Origin of the sequence: Brevundimonas sp., assembly GCF_036402095.1 — a bacterium.
Classification (GTDB): domain Bacteria; phylum Pseudomonadota; class Alphaproteobacteria; order Caulobacterales; family Caulobacteraceae; genus Brevundimonas.
This window is the reverse complement of record NZ_DASWTO010000100.1, coordinates 1-17,118: the sequence shown is the minus strand read 5'-3', so window position 1 is coordinate 17,118 and position 17,118 is coordinate 1. Positions and strand designations below refer to the sequence as shown.

Sequence of the window (17,118 nt, the reverse complement as noted above, 5' to 3'; positions counted from 1 at the left end):
ATGATCCTGTCGATCCTCTACCGGCACAGCCCGGCGGAGTGCCGCTTCATCATGATCGATCCCAAGATGCTGGAGCTGTCGGTCTACGACGGCATTCCGCACCTGCTGGCCCCGGTCGTGACCGATCCGAAGAAGGCCGTGGTGGCTCTGAAGTGGACCGTGCGCGAGATGGAGGACCGCTACCGCCGCATGTCCAAGCTCGGCGTGCGCAACATCGCCAGCTACAACGAGCGGGCCCGCGAGGCCCAGGCCAAGGGCGAGCATTTCGAGCGCACCGTCCAGACCGGCTTCGACGACCAGGGCCGGCCGGTCTACGAGTCCGAGAAGATCCGGCCCGAGCCCATGCCCTATCTGGTCGTGGTCATGGACGAGATGGCCGACCTGATGCTGGTCGCCGGCAAGGACGTCGAGGGCGCAGTGCAGCGTCTGGCCCAGATGGCGCGCGCCGCCGGCATTCACCTGATCATGGCCACGCAGCGCCCCTCGGTCGACGTCATCACCGGCACCATCAAGGCCAATTTCCCGACCCGGATCAGCTTCCAGGTCACGTCCAAGATCGACAGCCGCACCATCCTCGGCGAGCAGGGCGGCGAGCAGCTGCTGGGCCAGGGCGACATGCTCTACATGGCCGGCGGCGGGCGCATCACCCGCCTGCACGGCCCGTTCGTGGAGGACAAGGAGGTCGAGGCCGTCTGCAGCCACCTGAAGGCCCAGGCCGAGCCCGAATACCTCGACCTGATCACCGACGACCCGGACGGCGACGGCGACGCGGGCGGCTTCGACGAGGGCGGCGGCGGCTCCGGCGACGACCTCTACGACCGCGCCGTGGCCGTGGTCACCCGCGACCGCAAGGCCTCGACCAGCTACGTCCAGCGTCGCCTGCAGATCGGCTACAACCGCGCCGCCTCGCTGATCGAGCGGATGGAGCAGGAGGGCGTGGTCAGCCCCGCCAACCACGCCGGCACGCGCGACACCCTCGCCGGCCCGCCGCCGATGTAGCGCCGGATGCCGGCGGCGACCGCAACGGAGACGGCCCGGCGGCGTTAGGAAGGGCCGTCGTCGGCCGCGCGAAGCTGAACAGGGCTTCATCGCGGCGCCGGAATATGGTCAGGCTGGGGACACGCCCTCGCCAGACCTCTCCTGCAAGACGGCAGTCCCCAACCATCCCGAACGGGAGAAGACATTCATGACCGTCTCACGCCGCGCCTTCGCGCTCGGATCCGCCGCCCTCGCGGCCGTCGCCGCCCTGCCCGCCCACGCCCAGGCCAGCCTCTCGGCCGAGGACCGCGCCGTCCTCGCCCGCGCGCAGACCTATCTGCAGGGCCTGACCTCGGCCCAGGGGACCTTCGTCGAGACCTCGGGGGCCCAGCGCCGCGAAGGCCGCTTCTATCTCCAGCGTCCCGGCAAGATGCGCTTCGAATACACCAACCCGGCCGGCCTGCTGGTGGTGTCCGACGGTTCGAACGTGAAGCGCTACGACCCGCGCCTGAACACCTTCCGCCAGGTTCCGCTGGGGCAGACGCCGCTGTCGACCTTCCTCGCCCGCACCGTCCGGCTGGACCAGGGCGTGCGCATCGACCGCGTGACCCGCATGGATTCGGGCGCCTTCGCCATCACCGCCCGCGACTCGCGCCGGCCCAACGACGGCTCGGTGGTGCTGGCCTTCGCCGGCAACCCGATCCGGCTGCAGGAGTGGACCATCGTCGACGCCCAGGGCGGCCGCACCCGCACCCAGCTGACCACGCTACGCCCCGCGTCCGGCCTGGCCGCCAGCCTGTTCCAGCTGCGCGACCCGACCCAGCGGCCGCGTCGCAACTAGCGGGGCGCGGTTCGCCTCGCACGCGAATAGGACCCCGGGAGCGGTCCCAATCGGCTTGACATTTTTTCTCGGGCGTGTTGTTTTGGCCACAGATCGGCGGGAGCCGGTCTGACCCGCTCAGGAGTTCATCCCCTTCCCGGCGGCGAGAGAGACGAACCTTTGAACGCCCGGCCGGCGACGGCCGGGCGTCTCTTTATGCGCTCTGTGGGCGGCGGCCGCAGGGCCTGCTAGAGCCCATCCATGCTTCGCATCGCCACCTGGAACATCAACTCCGTCCGCCTGCGCATCGACCAGGTCGCCCGCTTCGTCGCCGAGAGCGGAACCGATGTCCTGTGCCTGCAGGAGATCAAATGCCTGGAGGACCAGTTCCCCCGCGCCGCCTTCGAGGCCATGGGCCTGCCCCACCTGAGGATCGGCGGGCAGAAGGGCTGGCACGGCGTGGCCATCGCCAGCCGCAGGCCGATCGCCGAGGCGCCGAAGCTGGACGTCTGCCGCGAGGGGCACGCCCGCTGCGTCGCGGCCACCGTCGAGGGCGTCGAGATCCAGAATTTCTACATCCCCGCCGGCGGCGACACGCCCGATCGCAAGCTGAACCCGAAATTCGACCACAAGCTGGACTTCTACGAGCGGCTGACCGCCGAGATGGCCGCCCGCGACCGCCAGCGGCCGCTCGTGCTGGCCGGGGACTTCAACATCGCGCCGGGCGAGAACGACGTGTGGAACCACCGATACATGTCGAAGATCGTCAGCCACACGCCGCTTGAGGTCGAGACCCTGCGCCGCCTTCAGGCCGCCGGCGATTTCACCGACGTCATCCGCGCCCAGATTCCCGAGCCGGTGAAGCTGGCCAGCTGGTGGAGCTACCGCGCCGCCGACTTCCGAAAATCCAATCGCGGCCTGCGCCTCGACCATCTGTGGACCTCCCCCGGCCTGACGCCGGCGGTGAGGGCCGGGTCGGCCCGCATCCACGACACGGTCCGCGAATGGGCCCAGCCCAGCGACCACGCCCCGGTGACCATGGATCTCGACGTCTAGCCCGGCCTCTAGAACGGGAAGAAGATCGGGATGGCGACCATGGCCGCCGCCCAGGTGACGAGGTTGAGCGGCACGCCGACGCGCATGAAGTCCATGTAGCTGTAGGCGCCCATCTGGAAGACCAGCACATTGGTCTGATAGCCGAAGGGCGTCGCGAAGGCGGCCGAGGCGGCCATCATCACCCCGACCAGAAACGGACGCGGATCGACGCCGAAGCTCTCGGCCAGAGCCACCGCGATGGGCGTGATCAGCACCGCCACCGTGGCGTTGGACAGCAGTTCGGTGGCGAACAGCGTCACGCCATAGAGGATGATCAGTCCCACCAGCGGTCCGAACGGCCGCAGCACCTCGATCAGCAGGCCGGCGCCGGCCGCCGCCAGTCCGGTGACCTCGATCGATATGCCGACCACCACCATGCCGGCGATCAGCAGCAGGATTTCCGGTCTCAGGCCGGCGTAGGCCTCTTCCGGGGTAATGACCCTGAGCAGGATCAGGGCGACCGCGCCGGCGAAGGCCGAGGCGGCGATCGGCGCCCAGCCCAGTCCCGCCGCGGCCACGACGATGACGAAGACGCCGAGGGCGATCAGCGACCGCCGCAGGTCGAACGGCCGGTCGGCGGCGCCGAACAGCGCCACGTCGCCGAGGTGGGCGTCGCCCGATCCGTCCTCGTTGGTGCGCGCCTCGCCCAGCCGCGGCAGGTTGAACGGCAGCAGGCGCCGACGCTTCGCCGAGACCTCCGCCGCGGCCTGGCGACGGGCCTCTTCCAGCGCGGCCAGCCGCGCCTGCTCCGCCTCGTCCGCCGCGACGCTGCGGCCCAGCTGCCGGGCTCCGACGAAATACAGCCACAGCCCGCCGACCAGGGCGATGCACAGGCCCACCGGCGTGATCTCGAACAGGCTGAACACCGGTTGCCCCGCATTGCGCGCCATGTCGTTGACGAGAAGGTTGGTCGAGGTGCCGATCAGGGTCGTCAGGCCGCCGAGCACCGAGACGTGGCTGAGCGGCATCAGAAACCGCTTCGGCGACAGCTTCAGCGACTGGGCCACGTCCCGGATCACGGGCGCGGCCAGCACCACCACCGGCGTGTTGTTCAGGAAGCCGCCGAGCCCGCCGCACATCGCGATCACCGCCCATACGCCGGTCGCGCCCACCCGCGCGGCGAGCCGCGTCGCCTGGCGGATCATCAGGCCGAGCAGACCGGACAGTTCGATGGCGTAGGCGATGACGAACAGACCGGCGAGGGCGATCACCGCCGGACTGGCGAACGCGCCCTGGACCTCGACCGGCCGCACGACGCCGAGGAGCAGCAGCACCGCGGCCCCGGTCAGGGCCACCACATCGGCCCGCACCCGCCCGTGGACAAGCACCCCGACGACGGCGGTCAGCACCGAAAGCGCGGCGATCTGGTCGAACGTCATCCCCTTCCCGACCCTCCGCCAGCCGCCCCGTCAACCCCTGCCTGACCGCCGGGGTCGAGAATTCAGCGCGTGGCGTGCTAGCGTCGTTCCATGCCTGACAGAGCCGTGAACGCCAGCGCCGCACGCCCGCCCATGCGACTCCTGATGCTCGCCGGCGCCGCGGGCCTGGCCGTGGCGGCTTGCGGCGATCGTCGGCCGTCTTCCGATCCGGAACCGCTGCAACCCGCCGCCCCGCCCGCGGGACCGCTGGCCGATCCGGTCCTCGACCGGGCGGCCATCCTCGCCGCCGTCGATGAGGCGGCGTCCCGGACCGCCGCCGGGTTGCCGCCCCCGTCGGTCGATCCCCTCGCCAACCGCCGTTTCAGGATGCGGATCGCCTTCGGTTGTCTGGGTCCCGAGCCCGCGCCCCCGAAGGACGTGGTCGACGCCGGCGCCCCGCGCTGGAGCCGCGGCCCCGACGGCCGGAGCATACGCCTTCGCTTCACGCCGGCGGACTGGACCGGCGGCGACGCCACGGGACCGGCCGTCGAGGGGTTCGAACGGGTCGGCGGGGTCTGGGTCAACCAGCCGTGGATGCGCGCGGAGGGCTGTCCCACGCCCGGACTGCCGGTGCTCGACGCCTTCGCCCTGCCGGCCCCTCCGCCGGTCGCGCTGGCGCTGTTGCAGGCCGAGGGGGCGTCGCGCCTCGGCCGGGCCGACGACCGGGCCTTCACCCTCACGCTTCGCGGTCAGGGAGACGAACCGGCCCCCGCCCCGGCGCAGGGCTACCGCCTGGTGCTGGAAGGTCGGCTGACGCCGTGGGCCGGCGGACGCGTGATTCGTTGCCGGGTCAGTCGCGCCGACGCCCGCCCGCCCTGCGCCGTCGGCGTCGCCCTCGACCGGCTCGCCTATGAAGACGGCGCCACCGGCGAGACGCTCAGCGAGTGGCGGCCCGGCTAGGGCTGCAGCCGGTAGCCGCCGGCGTCGGTCAGCAGCAGCCGCGCCTGGCCCGGCTCCGGCTCGATCTTCTGGCGCAGGCGATAGATGTGGGTCTCGAGCGTGTGGGTGGTGACCCCGGCGTTATAGCCCCACACCTCGGTCAGAAGCTCCTCGCGCGACACGGCCTTGGCCCCGGCGCGGTAGAGATACTTCAGGATGCTGGTTTCCTTCTCGGTCAGCCGCACCTTGCGGCCCTTGTCGTCGATCAGGACCTTGGCGGCGGGCCGGAACTCATAGGGGCCGATGCGGAAGACCGCGTCCTCGGACTGCTCGTGGCTTCGCAGATGGGCGCGGATGCGCGCCAGCAGCACCGCGAAACGGAAGGGCTTGGTGACATAGTCGTTGGCCCCGGACTCCAGCCCCAGCACGGTGTCGGCGTCCGACGCCTGGCCGGTCAGCATGATGATCGGCGTCGAGACCCCGTCCTTGCGCAGCAGCCGGCAGGCCTCGCGCCCGTCCATGTCGGGCAGGTCCACGTCGAGCAGGATCAGGTCGGCGCGCACCTCCCGTCCCATCCGCACGCCCTCGGCGGCGGTCGCCGCCTGCACCGGGCGGAACGCCTCGTGCAGGGCCAGCTGCTCGGCCAGCGCCTCGCGCAGGTCGTCGTCGTCGTCGATGATCAGGATCGTCTTGGGCGTGGGCATGGCTACCAGAATGGCGAGCGTCGGCCGTTCCGCCAAGGGTCGGACCCGAAGCGGAGCGGTTTTCAGTCTCTAGAGGGCGTTTCGGGGCGGTTTCGTTCCCCGAACAACGCCGATCCGACCCGCAGATGGGTGGCGCCGAAGCGGATGGCGGTCTCGAAGTCGCCGCTCATGCCCATCGACAGTACGGCCAGCCCGTTGCGGCGGGCGATCCGACGCAGCAGGGCGAAATGCGGTCCCGCCGCCTCGTCCGCCGGCGGAATGCACATCAGCCCCTCGACCGCGAGCCCCTTCGACCGGGCGTAGTCCACCAGCGCGTCGGCCTCTTCGGGCAGGACCCCGGCCTTCTGCGGCTCGGCCCCGGTGTTGACCTGGACCAGCACGCGCACCGCCCGGCCCGCCGTTTCCGCCGCCGCGGCGAGGGCGTCGGCCAGCTTCGGCCGGTCCAGGGTCTCGATGACGTCGAACAGGGCGACGGCGTCGGCGGCCTTGTTGGTCTGCAACGGCCCGATCAGCCGCAGCTCGAGACCGGGCGTTCCGGACCGGAGCGCGCTCCAGTGCGCCTGCGCCTCCTGCACCCGGTTCTCCCCGAACACCCGCTGGCCCGCGGCCAGGGCGGCGCCCAGCGCCTCGGCGGGCTGGGTCTTGGCGACCGCGGTGAGCACCACCTCCGCCGGATCGCGCCCGGCGGCGCGGCAGGCGTCGGCGATCCGGCGCCGCACCGCCGCGAAGCGTCCGCCGACGGCGCTGGACGGATCGACGGGATCGGGAGAAGAGGAGGCCATGAACCGGTCCGGGGCGGATATCCTGTGGGAGGTCGCCAGCGTCCTCGCACGGGACGCGGCCAATGTCAGCCGCGCCGCGGGCCGGCCGGCCCCCCACCTGCCGCCGCTGCTGTTCTTCACCGACCCCGTGCGCACGCCCCGCCCGTGGGAGACGGCGTCGCGCCTGCCGGCCGGGTCGGGCGTGGTGTTCCGGACCTTCGGCGCCGCCGACGCGCGCGAGACCGGCCTGCGGCTGCGGGAGGCGACCCGCCGGCGCGACGGCCTGCTGCTGGTCGGTCTGGACGCCGAACTGGGCGAGGCGGTCGAGGCGGACGGCCTCCATCTGCCGGAGCGGGCGCTGGGGCAGGCCCCGGCGATCGCCGCGGCCCGTCCCGACTGGCGCATCACCGGCGCGGTCCATTCGGAAGCCGCGCTGGCCGCGGCGGGAGATCTGGACGCCGCCGTGCTGTCGCCGGTGTTCGCGGCCGGCGGCGCCTCGGCCGGGCGGCCGCCCCTCGGGATCGCGGCGTTCAGCGCTCTGGCGCGCGAAGCGGCGACGCCGGTCTACGCCCTCGGCGGGATCAAGGGCGGCAACGCGCGCGGGCTGATCGGCTCGGGCGCGTGCGGTCTGGCCGGGGTGTCGGCGATCCGGGCGGCGTTCGGCCCGGAAGACTAGAAGCGGAAGATCGATTCCAGCCGGAAGCGCGGCGCGGTCCGGCGGTCGGTCTGCGGCGGGCGGGCCGGATCGGCCTCGGGCTCGGCCAGGCCGGCGGTGGCGCCGACGCGCAGGCGCGGGTTGACGCGGTAGTAGGCGCCGGCCTCGACGTCGCCGAGATTGCTCTCGCGGCCGACCGGTTCGCTGAGGTTGAGGTCGAGGCCCCAGCGGCCGCGCTCGGTGAAACGAAGGCGCGACTGGCCGGCGCCGGCCGCGGCGGTGCGGGCGGCCTGGGCTTCGGACAGGGTGACGGCGGGGGCGCGGGTCCGCGACGAGGCGGCCTGGGCGGAGGCGGCGTCGGCCACGGCCAGCAGGCCGAGCCCGGCGGCCAGTCCGGCGATGACGGCGCTGTTCTTGCGCGTGGTCTGGCGCATGTCCTGCCCTTCATGCCGCGACGGAGCTTCCGCCACGGTCCTTGCCAGCGATTAGACACCGCTGGTCAGCCCGGTCAACGAAACGTGGCCCCTTACCTATGGTTCCGCAAGACTCTGCGGGACTCCTGTGGCGCGAGCGTCACGGCTCGGGAGTCGCCCCGGACGCGTCCGCGCCGTTCCGGGGCCCCGAGGCGGCGCCGGCGATGCACTTCGCCTTGTCATCGCCCCTTTTCACCGTGTTATAGAGCGTCGCTTCGGCTTTGCGCCCCTGTGGGCGGGCCGGCGCGTGCGCGGGACGGCCCGCCGCACGTCTCGATCGAATGGAGAGTCTCGATGGTGCTGGTTCGCGGCGCAGCGATCGCCCTGATCGCCTCGGGTCTGATGCTGGGCGGATGCGGCGGGATTCCCGGCATGGGCGGCGGCGCCAGGCCCGCGACGGCGGCCCAGACGGGCATCGGCGTCAACGCCTTCCTGTGGCGCGCCACGCTCGACACCCTGAGCTTCATGCCGCTGGCCAACGCCGATCCGTGGGGCGGGGTCATCAACTACGACTGGTACACCGATCCCCAGACCCCGAACGAGCGCTTCAAGGCGACCGTCTTCATCCTCGACACCCGGCTGCGCGCCGACGCGCTGAACGTCACGGTGACCAAGGAAGTCCGTGACGCGACCGGCGGCTGGGTCGGCGCCCCGGTGGCGGCGCAGACCGAGACCGATCTCGAGAACGCCATCCTGACCAAGGCGCGCCAGCTCAACCTGCAGAACGCCGGCTAACCCTCCCCGACCGACCATAGCCTCCTCAAGGCCGCGTCCTTCAGGAGCCGCCTGAAGGATTCCCGTGGCCCGCTACGAGCCCAAGACCGCCGAACCCCGCCAGCAGGCCCGCTGGGCGGCCGCCGACGCCTTCCGCACGCCCACCGGTGAGACGGGCCGGCCGAAATACTATGTGCTGGAGATGTTCCCCTACCCTTCGGGGAACATCCACATGGGCCACGCCCGCAACTATGTGATGGGCGACGTGGTGGCGCGCTCGAAGCGGGCCCAGGGCTTCGACGTGCTGCATCCGATGGGCTGGGACGCCTTCGGCCTGCCGGCCGAGAACGCCGCCATCGAGCGCGGCGTCCATCCCGGCGACTGGACCTGGTCCAACATCGCGACGATGCGCGATCAGCTGAAGCTGCTGGGCCTGTCGCTGGACTGGTCGCGAGAGTTCGCCACCTGCGACCCGGCCTACTACGGCCGGCAGCAGGCGTGGTTCCTCGAACTGTTCCGGCGCGGCCTGGTCTATCGCAAGGACTCGGTGGTCAACTGGGACCCGGTCGACAACACCGTCCTGGCCAATGAGCAGGTGGTCGACGGCCGCGGCTGGCGCTCCGGCGCGATCGTCGAGAAGCGCAAGCTGAACCAGTGGTTCCTGCGCATCACCGACTACGCCGACGACCTGATCGAGGGGCTGAAGGAACTGGAAGGCCGCTGGCCGGACAAGGTCCGGCTGATGCAGGAGAACTGGATCGGCCGCTCGAAGGGGCTGCAGATGACCTGGCGCTGGGCCGGCCCCGCGCCGGAGGCCGCGCCGGACGGGCTGGAAATCTACACCACACGCCCCGACACCCTGTTCGGCGCCTCCTTCATGGGCATCGCGCCGGATCATCCGGTCGCCCGCGCCCTGGCCGAAACCAACGCCGCCGCCGCCGCCTTCGTCGCCGAATGCCGCAAGGGCGGCTCGACCCAGGCCGAAATCGAACAGGCGGAGAAGATCGGCTTCGACACCGGCCTGAAGGTGCTGCATCCGTTCGACGGCCGCGAGGTCAGCGTCTGGATCGCCAACTTCATCCTGTCGGAATACGGCACGGGAGCCATCTTCGGCTGCCCCGCCCACGACCAGCGCGACCTCGACTTCGCCCGCAAATACGGCCTGCCGGTCATCCCGGTTGTGAGACCTGACGGTTCTGACGACGATTTCAATGTCGGAACAGAGGCTTATGTCGGACCCGGCTCAATCTTCCACTCGGATTTCCTGAACGGTCTCGACATCGAGACAGCCAAGGCGGAGGCCATCGCCCGCGTCGAGGCGGCGGGTCAGGGCCAGGGCGCGACCATCTACCGCCTGCGCGACTGGGGCGTCAGCCGCCAGCGCTACTGGGGCTGCCCCATTCCGATCGTCCACTGCCCCTCGTGCGGCGCCGTGCCGGCCGCCGACCTGCCGGTCGAACTGCCCAAGGACGTCACCTTCGACACGCCCGGCAACCCGCTGGACCGGCACCCGACCTGGAAGCACGTCGCTTGCCCGTCCTGCGGCGGCCCGGCCGAGCGCGAGACCGACACGCTCGACACCTTCGTGGACTCCAGCTGGTACTTCGCCCGTTTCGCCGATCCGACGGCCGGCGAGCCGATCTCGAAGGCCGCCGCCGACAAATGGCTGCCGGTCGACCAGTATATCGGCGGGGTCGAGCACGCCGTTCTGCACCTGCTCTACGCCCGATTCATCTCCCGCGCCCTGTCCGACGCCGGCCTGATGAACGTCCGCGAGCCGTTCGCCGGCCTGTTCACCCAGGGCATGGTGGTCCACGAGACCTATCGCCGGGCCGACGGCGCCTGGGTCGAGCCCACCGACGTCGAGCTGGTCCACGAGGGCGGCGTCCGCTCGGCCCGCCAGCTGTCCACCGGCGAAGCCCTGATCATCGGCGACATCGAGAAGATGTCGAAGTCGAAGAAGAACGTCGTCGCGCCGCAGGAGATCGTCGCCACCTACGGCGTCGACGCCGGCCGTCTGTTCGTCCTGTCGGACAGCCCGCCCGAGCGCGACGTGCAATGGACGCCCGGCGGCGTCGAGGGCGCCAGCCGCTTCGTTCAGCGCGTCTGGACCGAGGTCGACGGCTTCGACCCCGCCGTCCCCGGCGACGAGAGCGCCAACGCCTCCCTGATCCGCGAGACGCACAAGGCGATCAAGGCGGTGTCGGAGGGCATCGACGGCTTCCGCTTCAACTCGGCCATCGCCAAGCTCTACGCCTTCGTCGCCACGGTGCGCGACCATGCGAAGGCCGGCGGCGAGGCCAGGCGGCAGGCCCTCTCGGCCCTGCTGCGGCTGGTCGCCCCCTTCACCCCGCACCTGGCCGAGGAAGGCTGGACGCGGCTCGGCGAAGCGGGGATGATCCTCGACGCGCCCTGGCCCGTCTGGGATCCGGCGCTGGCGGCCGACGACGAGGTCACCCTGCCGATCCAGGTCAACGGCAAGCGCCGCGGCGAAATCCGCGTCGCCCGCGGGCTGGAGCCGGCCGAGGTCGAGGCCATCGTCCTCGCCGACGCGGACGTGCGAGCGCGGCTGGAGGGTCAGACGGTGAGGAAGATCGTGGTGGTCAAGGATCGCATCGTCAATCTGGTGGTCGGCTGATGCGCCCCCCCGCCGCCGGCATTGTCGCGCTTATGGGACTGACGCTGGCCGGCTGCGGATTCACGCCGCTGTACGGCGAGGCCGGGGTCGGCTCCAGCCTGTCGCGCATCGCCGTGACCACCCAGGACGACCGCCTCGGCTACCGACTGCGCGAACAGCTCGAGGACGCGCTGGGCCGCGACGCCGCCCGGCCCCCGCTGTGGCGCCTGCAGACCACGGTCGAGCAGTCGCGCCGCCCGCTCGGCCGGCGCATTGACGACACCGCCACCCGCTATGAGCTGACCGTCCGCGGCGCCTGGACCCTGACCCCGGTCGACGGCGGTTCGCCGCTGTCGGGAACCGAGACGGTGACCACGACCTACGCCGCCGCCGACCAGCCCTACGCCGCCATCGCCGCCCAGCAGGACGGCGAGGAGCGCGCCGCCGCCGAACTGGCGCGCCAGATCCGCCTGGACCTGATGCGGGCCCTGCCGGATCAGCCGTGACGGGCGCCCGATGATCCTGGCGAAACGGCCCGAGGTCGATCGCTTCCTCAAGTCGCCCGACCCGTCGGTGCGCGCCGCCGTCATCCACGGCAAGGACCGCTCCGGTGTGGCGGAGCGCGCGACCCAGCTGTGCAAGGCCATCACGCCGGACCTGAACGACCCGTTCAACGTCACCGTCCTGACCGACAGCGACATCGACGGCGACGAGGCGCGGCTCGACGAGGCCCTGACCGCCCTGTCGATGATCGGCGGCCGCCGGCTGGTCCGCGTGCGGCTCGGGTCGGAAAAGGCCTCGATCGACAAGCTGCTGGCCGCGGCGCTGAAGGCCCATGCCGACGGCGCCTACAACCCCGACGCCATGCTGGTCATCGAGGCCGGAGCGCTGGGCCGCGACTCCGCCCTGCGCAAGGCGGCGGAGGCGGCGCAGGCGGCGGTGGCCATCGCCTGCTACGAGGACGAGACCGGCGACGTGGCCCGCATGACGCGCGAGGCCCTGGCCGCCGACAAGGTCGGGCTGACCCAGGACGCGCTGGACCGCTTCGTCGCCCGGCTGCCGCGCGAACGCGGCCTGATGCGGCAGGAGATCGAACGGCTGGCGCTTTACATAGGCCCCGGATCGGGCCGGACCATCGATGTCGAGGAGCTGGAGCGCCATCTCGGCGTCGAACCGGACGCCTCGCTGCAGGACGCGGCGATGCAGGCCTTCGGCGGCCGCCCCGCCCCGGCTCAGTCGGGCCTGCGCCGCGCCCTCGCCGAGGGCGAGAGCCCCGTCATGGCCGTGCGTCAGGCCTCGATCCACCTCGGCAAGCTGCGCCGCATCAATGTGCTTCAGGCCAACGGCGCCGGGGCCAAGGAGGCCGCCAAGGCCGCCGGCGTGTTCTGGAAGCAGGAGGCCGAGATGCTGCGTCAGGCGCGCAGCTGGCGGCTCGAGGACCTCGACCGGGTGCTGGACAGCGTCAACGCCGCCGACATCGCCACCAAGACCACCGGCTCGCCCGACCAGTTGATCGCCGAACGCCTGCTGCTGGAGATTTCGGCGCGGGCCCGGCGGCTCGGCCTGTAGGATCTAGCCCCGCTTCGAGGCCTTCCTGAACGCCGGCTTGGCCAGCGCCACATTGCGCGCCTTCTGGGCCTTCTCCTCGGCCCGCGCCGAGCCCTGCAGTCCGGTATGGGCCGGGCCGCCCCCCGCCTTCTTGGCGGCCAGCGCCTTCTTCATGGCTTCGGCGGTCGGATTGCTCGGTTTGTCGGTCATGGCCTCAGTCTGACATGCCGCGCCGCGCCGTCCAAACCCTCGCGGAATCGTCGGCGCCGGGCTTGAGAGCCACCTCCTCGATATCGATCAGCCCCGCCTGTTCCAGCCCGGCGCGATACTCGGTCGGCGCCTGACTGGCGTGATACAGAGGCTCACCCATCCATGTTCCCATGGAGACCCCCCGGCCCGGCCCGCCGACGAACATCAGCACGCCGCCGGGCCGCAAATGCCGGGCGTAGACCGCCGCCATCGCCGCCTGCGCCTCCGCCGTCAGGTGAAAGCTGCTGAACCAGGCCAGGACGCCGTGGAACCGCCGGCCCAGGTCCAGACCGCGCATGTCGTCCAGCCGCCACTCATGCTCCGGAAAGGCGGCCCGGCAGCGCGCGATCAGGCCCGGCGAGGCGTCCACGCCGGTCAGGCGAAATCCCTGCCCGATCAGCCAGTGCACGATCGGCCGCCCGGAACCGCAGCCAAGGTCCAGCACCTCCGCGCCCTCAGGCAGGGCCGCCGCGAAGCGTTGCAGATGCGGGCCCTCGTCCGCGTTCAGCGTTCCGTCGCGCATCCGGGCCCAGTCGTCGGCGTGCCGGGTGTAGAGGCCGATGATCGCCTCGGCCGCCGCCTCGACCGGGTCGGTCATCCTAGCCGCGCATCAGTCGCCGGCACAGGTCGTCCAGCTGCTCCAGCGTGGCGTAGCGCAGGGTCAGTTCGCCCTTGCCGCCGCGGTCCGCCAGCGACACCGGCAGACCCAGGGCGTCCGTCAGATCCTGCTCCAGCGCCGCGATGTCGGCCCCGCCCTCGCCTGCCGGAGCGCCCGCCCGGGCCTTGGCCTTTCCGGGCTTCGGGCCCTCGGCCGCGCGCCGCGCCAGCGCCTCGGCCTGACGCACGTTCAGCCCTTCGTTGACGATCTGTTCGGCGAGGGCGGCAGGGTTGGGCGCGGTGATCAGGGCCCGGGCGTGGCCGGCGCTCATCTTGCCGCTTCGCACGTACCACAGCACCTCTTCCGGCAGCTGCAGCAGGCGCAGGGTGTTGGCCACGTGGCTGCGGCTCTTGCCGACCACGCCGGCGACCGCGTCCTGGGTGCGGCCGAAGCGCTCCATCAGCAGGCGGTAGGCGTCCGCCTCCTCCAGCGGATTGAGATCGGCCCGCTGGACGTTCTCGATGATGGCGACCTCGAACACCGCCACATCGTCCATTTCGCGGACGATGACCGGGACCTGGGTCAGACGCGCCTGCTGGGCCGCCCGCCAGCGGCGTTCGCCGGCGATGATCTGCCAGACGCCGTCCTCATTCGGCTGCGGACGGACGAGGATCGGCTGCAGCACGCCCTTGTCGCGTATCGACTCGGCCAGTTCGGCCAGTTCGGCCTGGCCGAAGGTCTTGCGCGGCTGGTCCGGATTGGGCTTGAGCGCCTCGATCGGAGCCATGCGCACGCCGGCCGGAGCCGCCGAGCCGTCCACCGGCACGGCCTCGCTCGCCTGCTCCCCCAGAAGGGCCGACAATCCCCGGCCCAGGCCACGCTGACGTTCGCTCAAGTTGCTGATTCCATTCTGCTATATGTGGTCACGCGGCCTGCAACCGCCGCGTCTTCTCGCGCGCCACCACCTCGCGGGCGAGGCGCAGATAGGCTTGGCTGCCGGCGCATTTCAGGTCGTAGATCAGGGCCGGCTTGCCGAACGACGGCGCTTCCGACACCCGCACATTGCGGGGGATCACCGCCTCATAGACCTTGTCGCCGAAATGGGCCCGCACGTCCGCCGCGACCTGTCCCGACAGGGCGTTGCGGCGATCGTACATGGTCAGGACCAGCCCCTGGATCTCCAGCGTCGGGTTGAGGCTCTGCCGCACCATGTCGATGGTCTTCATCAACTGGGTCAGGCCCTCCAGGGCGAAGAACTCGCACTGCAGCGGCACCAGCACCGCGTCGGCCGCCGCCATGGCGTTGAGGGTCAGAAGGTTCAGCGACGGCGGGCAGTCGATCAGCACGTAGTCATACCGGGTCTGCCCCTCGCGGCCCTGCCCGGCCAAGGCGTCGCGCAGCCGGAACGAGCGGCGGTCGGCCTGGCTGAGCTCGATCTCGACCCCTGACATATCGGCGTCGGCGGGAATGATGTGCAGTCCGGGCACCGCTGTCTGCACCGCCGAGTCGTCCACCGAACGGCCGTCGACGATGACGTCGTAGATGGTCACCCGCCGTGTTTCACGTGGAACACCAAGCCCGGTCGAGGCATTGCCCTGCGGGTCCATGTCGACGATCAGCACCTTCTCGCCGATCGCCGCCAGCGCCGTGCCGAGGTTGATCGCCGTGGTGGTCTTGCCCACGCCGCCCTTCTGGTTGGAAACGGCGAGGACGCGAGTCTTACCGGCTATGGACACGGCGGAGGCTCCGGACGGAAACGATACGGCCGCGCGGATCGCTGCGCGAGACGGACAGGCTGCTTTCGAAATGCCAGATCTTGCGGGCTTCGATCAACTCAGCCTCGGCCTTTTCCCCCTTGAGAAACAGCCCCTGGGCGCCGCGCTGTAGATAAGGCTGTGCATAGCCGAGCAGCTTGTCCATCGGCGCGACCGCGCGGGCCGTGACGACGTCGACCCTGAGCTCCTGATCCTCGGCCCGGCCGTTGATCACCGTCGCGGGCAGGGCCAAGGCGTCGACCGCCTCCTGCAGGAAGCGGCAGCGCTTGCCGAGGCTGTCGATCAGCCAGACGTGCGCGCCGGGCCGGCCCTTGAGCAGGATGGCCAGCACCACCCCCGGAAACCCTGCTCCCGCCCCGAGATCGGCCCAGGTCTCGGCTCCGGGCGCGAGGCCCAGCAGTTGAGCCGAGTCCCAGACGTGCCGGTTCCACACGTCCGGAATCGTATCCGGCCCGACGAGGTTCATCACGGCATTGGCTTCGGTCAGCCGGGCGATAAAGGCTTCAAGGTCGGTGATGTGCGCCGGCGTCGCGCCGGTCAGGGCCTGGTACTCACCGGACGTCACGCAGCCACCCGGGCCCGTTTCACGTGTGACAGCAGGGCCGTCAGGGCGCCCGGGGTCATCCCCTCGATTCGTCCCGCCTGACCCAGGGTGCGCGGCTGGATCAGCATCAGCTTTTCGCGCACCTCGTTCGACAGGCTGCCGATGGCGGCGTAGTCGAGGTCGACCGGCAGGGCCAGCGCCTCTTCCCGGCGCAGCGCCTCGGCGTCCGACGCCTGGCGATCGAGATAGCCGGCGTAGCCCGCGTCGATCTCGATCTGCTCGCGGACCTGGCGCGGCCAGGCGGCGATCTGGGGGTGCGCCCCCTCGAAGGTCCTGAGGTCGACGCCCGGAAAGGCCAGCAGGTCGCGGATCGAGCGGCGCTGCCCGTCGGCGTTGACGGCGACGCCCAGTGCGCCGGCCTCCCTGGGCGTGTAGGTCACCCCGCGCACCAGCGCGGCGGCCTCGGCCAGAAGCGCGGCCTTGGCCTCGAAGGCGGCCCGGCGTCGGGACGAGACGAGACCGGCCTCGATGGCCAGGGGGGTCAACCGTTGATCGGCGTTGTCGGCCCGTAGCGTCAACCTGTATTCGGCCCGGCTGGTGAACATCCGGTAGGGCTCGGTCACCCCGCGTGTGACCAGATCGTCGATCATCACGCCCACATAGGCCTGGTCGCGGCCCAGCACGACCGGATCGGAGCCGGCGGCCGCGCGGGCGGCGTTGAGCCCGGCGATCAGGCCCTGAGCCCCCGCCTCCTCATAGCCCGTGGTGCCGTTGATCTGGCCGGCCAGATACAGACCCGGCCGCTTCTTCACCTCCAGCGCCGGCGTCAGTTCGCGCGGGTCGACGTAGTCGTATTCGATGGCGTAGCCGAAGCGGAACACCGCCACCGTCTCCCGCCCGGGAATGGTGCGCAGGAAGGCGGCCTGGGTGGCGTCGGAGACCGAGGTCGAGATGCCGTTGGGATAGACGGTCGGGTCGTCGAGACCTTCCGGCTCAAGGAAGATCTGGTGCGAGGTCTTGTCGGCGAACCGCACCACCTTGTCCTCGATCGAGGGGCAGTAGCGCGGGCCGCGGCCGGACAGGTGTCCGCCATAGACGGCGCTGTCGCCGAGGTTGTCGGCGATGATCCGGTGCGTCTCCGCCGTCGTATGGGTCACGCCGCAGGCGATCTGGGGCACGTCGATGCGATCGGTCAGGAAGCTGAACGGCACGGGCTCGCTGTCCGCCGCCTGCATCTCCAGCCGGTCCCAGGCGATGGTGCGACCGTCGAGTCGCGCCGGCGTGCCGGTC

At 71.2% G+C, this 17,118-nt stretch carries 19 protein-coding genes; 9 read left to right on the top strand and 10 right to left on the bottom strand.

Going from position 1 to position 17,118, the window contains the following annotated elements; all coding sequences use genetic code 11:
• The 3 genes from VGD32_RS07670 to VGD32_RS07660 form a co-directional block, all read left to right on the top strand.
• Nucleotides 1-999: DNA translocase FtsK (locus VGD32_RS07670; RefSeq protein ID WP_331031309.1), on the top strand; the 999-nt coding region annotated here is incomplete at its 5' end.
• Nucleotides 1,000-1,186: 187 nt separating this feature from the next.
• A complete protein-coding gene (locus tag VGD32_RS07665) occupies nt 1,187-1,819 on the top strand; it encodes an outer membrane lipoprotein carrier protein LolA (protein ID WP_331031308.1) in 633 nt (210 codons plus the stop codon).
• A gap of 240 nt (nt 1,820-2,059) precedes the next feature.
• On the top strand, nt 2,060-2,854 hold the full coding sequence (locus VGD32_RS07660; protein ID WP_331031307.1) for an exodeoxyribonuclease III: 795 nt from the start codon (nt 2,060-2,062) through the stop codon (nt 2,852-2,854).
• Between the two features lie 8 nt (nt 2,855-2,862).
• On the opposite strand, the gene VGD32_RS07655 is transcribed toward VGD32_RS07660, so the two are convergent.
• Nucleotides 2,863-4,272: an SLC13 family permease gene (locus VGD32_RS07655; protein ID WP_331031306.1), complete on the bottom strand. Its 1,410-nt coding sequence runs from the start codon at nt 4,270-4,272 to the stop codon at nt 2,863-2,865.
• 90 nt (nt 4,273-4,362) lie between these two features.
• Between VGD32_RS07655 and VGD32_RS07650 the strand changes: the two genes are divergently transcribed.
• The gene (locus VGD32_RS07650; protein ID WP_331031305.1) at nt 4,363-5,211 is read left to right on the top strand and encodes a hypothetical protein; all 849 of its coding nucleotides are present in this window, start codon (nt 4,363-4,365) and stop codon (nt 5,209-5,211) included.
• Here VGD32_RS07650 and VGD32_RS07645 read toward each other — a convergent pair.
• The gene (locus VGD32_RS07645) at nt 5,208-5,894 is read right to left on the bottom strand and encodes a response regulator transcription factor (RefSeq protein WP_331031304.1); all 687 of its coding nucleotides are present in this window, start codon (nt 5,892-5,894) and stop codon (nt 5,208-5,210) included. The two genes, VGD32_RS07650 and VGD32_RS07645, sit on opposite strands and share 4 nt — an antisense overlap.
• A 62-nt stretch (nt 5,895-5,956) precedes the next feature.
• Complete coding sequence (locus VGD32_RS07640; RefSeq protein ID WP_331031303.1) at nt 5,957-6,676, bottom strand: YggS family pyridoxal phosphate-dependent enzyme; 720 nt, start codon at nt 6,674-6,676, stop codon at nt 5,957-5,959.
• Between VGD32_RS07640 and VGD32_RS07635 the strand changes: the two genes are divergently transcribed.
• Complete coding sequence (locus VGD32_RS07635; protein WP_331031302.1) at nt 6,675-7,331, top strand: thiamine phosphate synthase; 657 nt, start codon at nt 6,675-6,677, stop codon at nt 7,329-7,331. The two genes, VGD32_RS07640 and VGD32_RS07635, sit on opposite strands and share 2 nt — an antisense overlap.
• Here VGD32_RS07635 and VGD32_RS07630 read toward each other — a convergent pair.
• Nucleotides 7,328-7,744 carry an NtrZ family periplasmic regulatory protein gene (locus VGD32_RS07630; RefSeq protein WP_331031301.1) on the bottom strand — a complete coding sequence of 139 codons (417 nt, stop codon included), beginning with the start codon at nt 7,742-7,744 and terminating at the stop codon, nt 7,328-7,330. The two genes, VGD32_RS07635 and VGD32_RS07630, sit on opposite strands and share 4 nt — an antisense overlap.
• Nucleotides 7,745-8,077: 333 nt before the next feature.
• Between VGD32_RS07630 and VGD32_RS07625 the strand changes: the two genes are divergently transcribed.
• The 4 genes from VGD32_RS07625 to holA all read left to right on the top strand — a co-directional run bounded on the left by VGD32_RS07625 (nt 8,078) and on the right by holA (nt 12,683).
• Nucleotides 8,078-8,518, top strand: coding sequence for a DUF3576 domain-containing protein (locus tag VGD32_RS07625; RefSeq protein WP_331031300.1), 441 nt, complete (start codon nt 8,078-8,080; stop codon nt 8,516-8,518).
• A 64-nt stretch (nt 8,519-8,582) separates the two neighbouring features.
• Nucleotides 8,583-11,135: a leucine--tRNA ligase gene (gene leuS / locus VGD32_RS07620; protein WP_331031299.1), complete on the top strand. Its 2,553-nt coding sequence runs from the start codon at nt 8,583-8,585 to the stop codon at nt 11,133-11,135.
• Nucleotides 11,135-11,620, top strand: coding sequence for an LPS assembly lipoprotein LptE (gene lptE / locus VGD32_RS07615; protein WP_331031298.1), 486 nt, complete (start codon nt 11,135-11,137; stop codon nt 11,618-11,620). Before leuS ends, lptE begins: the two co-directional genes overlap by 1 nt.
• Before the next feature lie 10 nt (nt 11,621-11,630).
• A complete protein-coding gene (holA, locus tag VGD32_RS07610) occupies nt 11,631-12,683 on the top strand; it encodes a DNA polymerase III subunit delta (RefSeq protein ID WP_331031297.1) in 1,053 nt (350 codons plus the stop codon).
• Nucleotides 12,684-12,686: 3 nt separating this feature from the next.
• On the opposite strand, the gene VGD32_RS07605 is transcribed toward holA, so the two are convergent.
• The 6 genes from VGD32_RS07605 to VGD32_RS07580 all read right to left on the bottom strand — a co-directional run.
• A complete protein-coding gene (locus VGD32_RS07605; protein WP_331031296.1) occupies nt 12,687-12,872 on the bottom strand; it encodes a hypothetical protein in 186 nt (61 codons plus the stop codon).
• 4 nt (nt 12,873-12,876) lie between these two features.
• On the bottom strand, nt 12,877-13,509 hold the full coding sequence (locus VGD32_RS07600) for a class I SAM-dependent methyltransferase (RefSeq protein ID WP_331031295.1): 633 nt from the start codon (nt 13,507-13,509) through the stop codon (nt 12,877-12,879).
• 1 nt (nt 13,510) lies between these two features.
• On the bottom strand, nt 13,511-14,404 hold the full coding sequence (locus VGD32_RS07595; protein ID WP_331031294.1) for a ParB/RepB/Spo0J family partition protein: 894 nt from the start codon (nt 14,402-14,404) through the stop codon (nt 13,511-13,513).
• Between the two features lie 28 nt (nt 14,405-14,432).
• Nucleotides 14,433-15,239, bottom strand: a complete 807-nt coding sequence (locus VGD32_RS07590; protein ID WP_331031310.1) for a ParA family protein — start codon at nt 15,237-15,239, stop codon at nt 14,433-14,435.
• Nucleotides 15,229-15,849, bottom strand: coding sequence for a 16S rRNA (guanine(527)-N(7))-methyltransferase RsmG (rsmG, locus tag VGD32_RS07585; protein WP_331031293.1), 621 nt, complete (start codon nt 15,847-15,849; stop codon nt 15,229-15,231). Before rsmG ends, VGD32_RS07590 begins: the two co-directional genes overlap by 11 nt.
• A partial coding sequence (locus VGD32_RS07580) for an FAD-dependent oxidoreductase (RefSeq protein ID WP_331031292.1) occupies nt 15,846-17,118 on the bottom strand: 1,273 nt, incomplete at its 5' end. The genes rsmG and VGD32_RS07580, both read right to left, overlap by 4 nt.

What these genes read in the sequence shown, in the direction of transcription:
- VGD32_RS07665 (WP_331031308.1), top strand. Translation starts at nt 1,187, where the DNA reads ATGACCGTCTCACGCCGCGCCTTCGCGCTCGGATCCGCCGCCCTCGCG.
- VGD32_RS07660 (WP_331031307.1), top strand. Translation starts at nt 2,060, where the DNA reads ATGCTTCGCATCGCCACCTGGAACATCAACTCCGTCCGCCTGCGCATC.
- VGD32_RS07655 (WP_331031306.1), bottom strand. Translation starts at nt 4,272, where the DNA reads ATGACGTTCGACCAGATCGCCGCGCTTTCGGTGCTGACCGCCGTCGTC.
- VGD32_RS07650 (WP_331031305.1), top strand. Translation starts at nt 4,363, where the DNA reads ATGCCTGACAGAGCCGTGAACGCCAGCGCCGCACGCCCGCCCATGCGA.
- VGD32_RS07645 (WP_331031304.1), bottom strand. Translation starts at nt 5,894, where the DNA reads ATGCCCACGCCCAAGACGATCCTGATCATCGACGACGACGACGACCTG.
- VGD32_RS07635 (WP_331031302.1), top strand. Translation starts at nt 6,675, where the DNA reads ATGAACCGGTCCGGGGCGGATATCCTGTGGGAGGTCGCCAGCGTCCTC.
- VGD32_RS07640 (WP_331031303.1), bottom strand. Translation starts at nt 6,676, where the DNA reads ATGGCCTCCTCTTCTCCCGATCCCGTCGATCCGTCCAGCGCCGTCGGC.
- VGD32_RS07630 (WP_331031301.1), bottom strand. Translation starts at nt 7,744, where the DNA reads ATGCGCCAGACCACGCGCAAGAACAGCGCCGTCATCGCCGGACTGGCC.
- VGD32_RS07625 (WP_331031300.1), top strand. Translation starts at nt 8,078, where the DNA reads ATGGTGCTGGTTCGCGGCGCAGCGATCGCCCTGATCGCCTCGGGTCTG.
- lptE (WP_331031298.1), top strand. Translation starts at nt 11,135, where the DNA reads ATGCGCCCCCCCGCCGCCGGCATTGTCGCGCTTATGGGACTGACGCTG.
- holA (WP_331031297.1), top strand. Translation starts at nt 11,631, where the DNA reads ATGATCCTGGCGAAACGGCCCGAGGTCGATCGCTTCCTCAAGTCGCCC.
- VGD32_RS07605 (WP_331031296.1), bottom strand. Translation starts at nt 12,872, where the DNA reads ATGACCGACAAACCGAGCAATCCGACCGCCGAAGCCATGAAGAAGGCG.
- VGD32_RS07600 (WP_331031295.1), bottom strand. Translation starts at nt 13,509, where the DNA reads ATGACCGACCCGGTCGAGGCGGCGGCCGAGGCGATCATCGGCCTCTAC.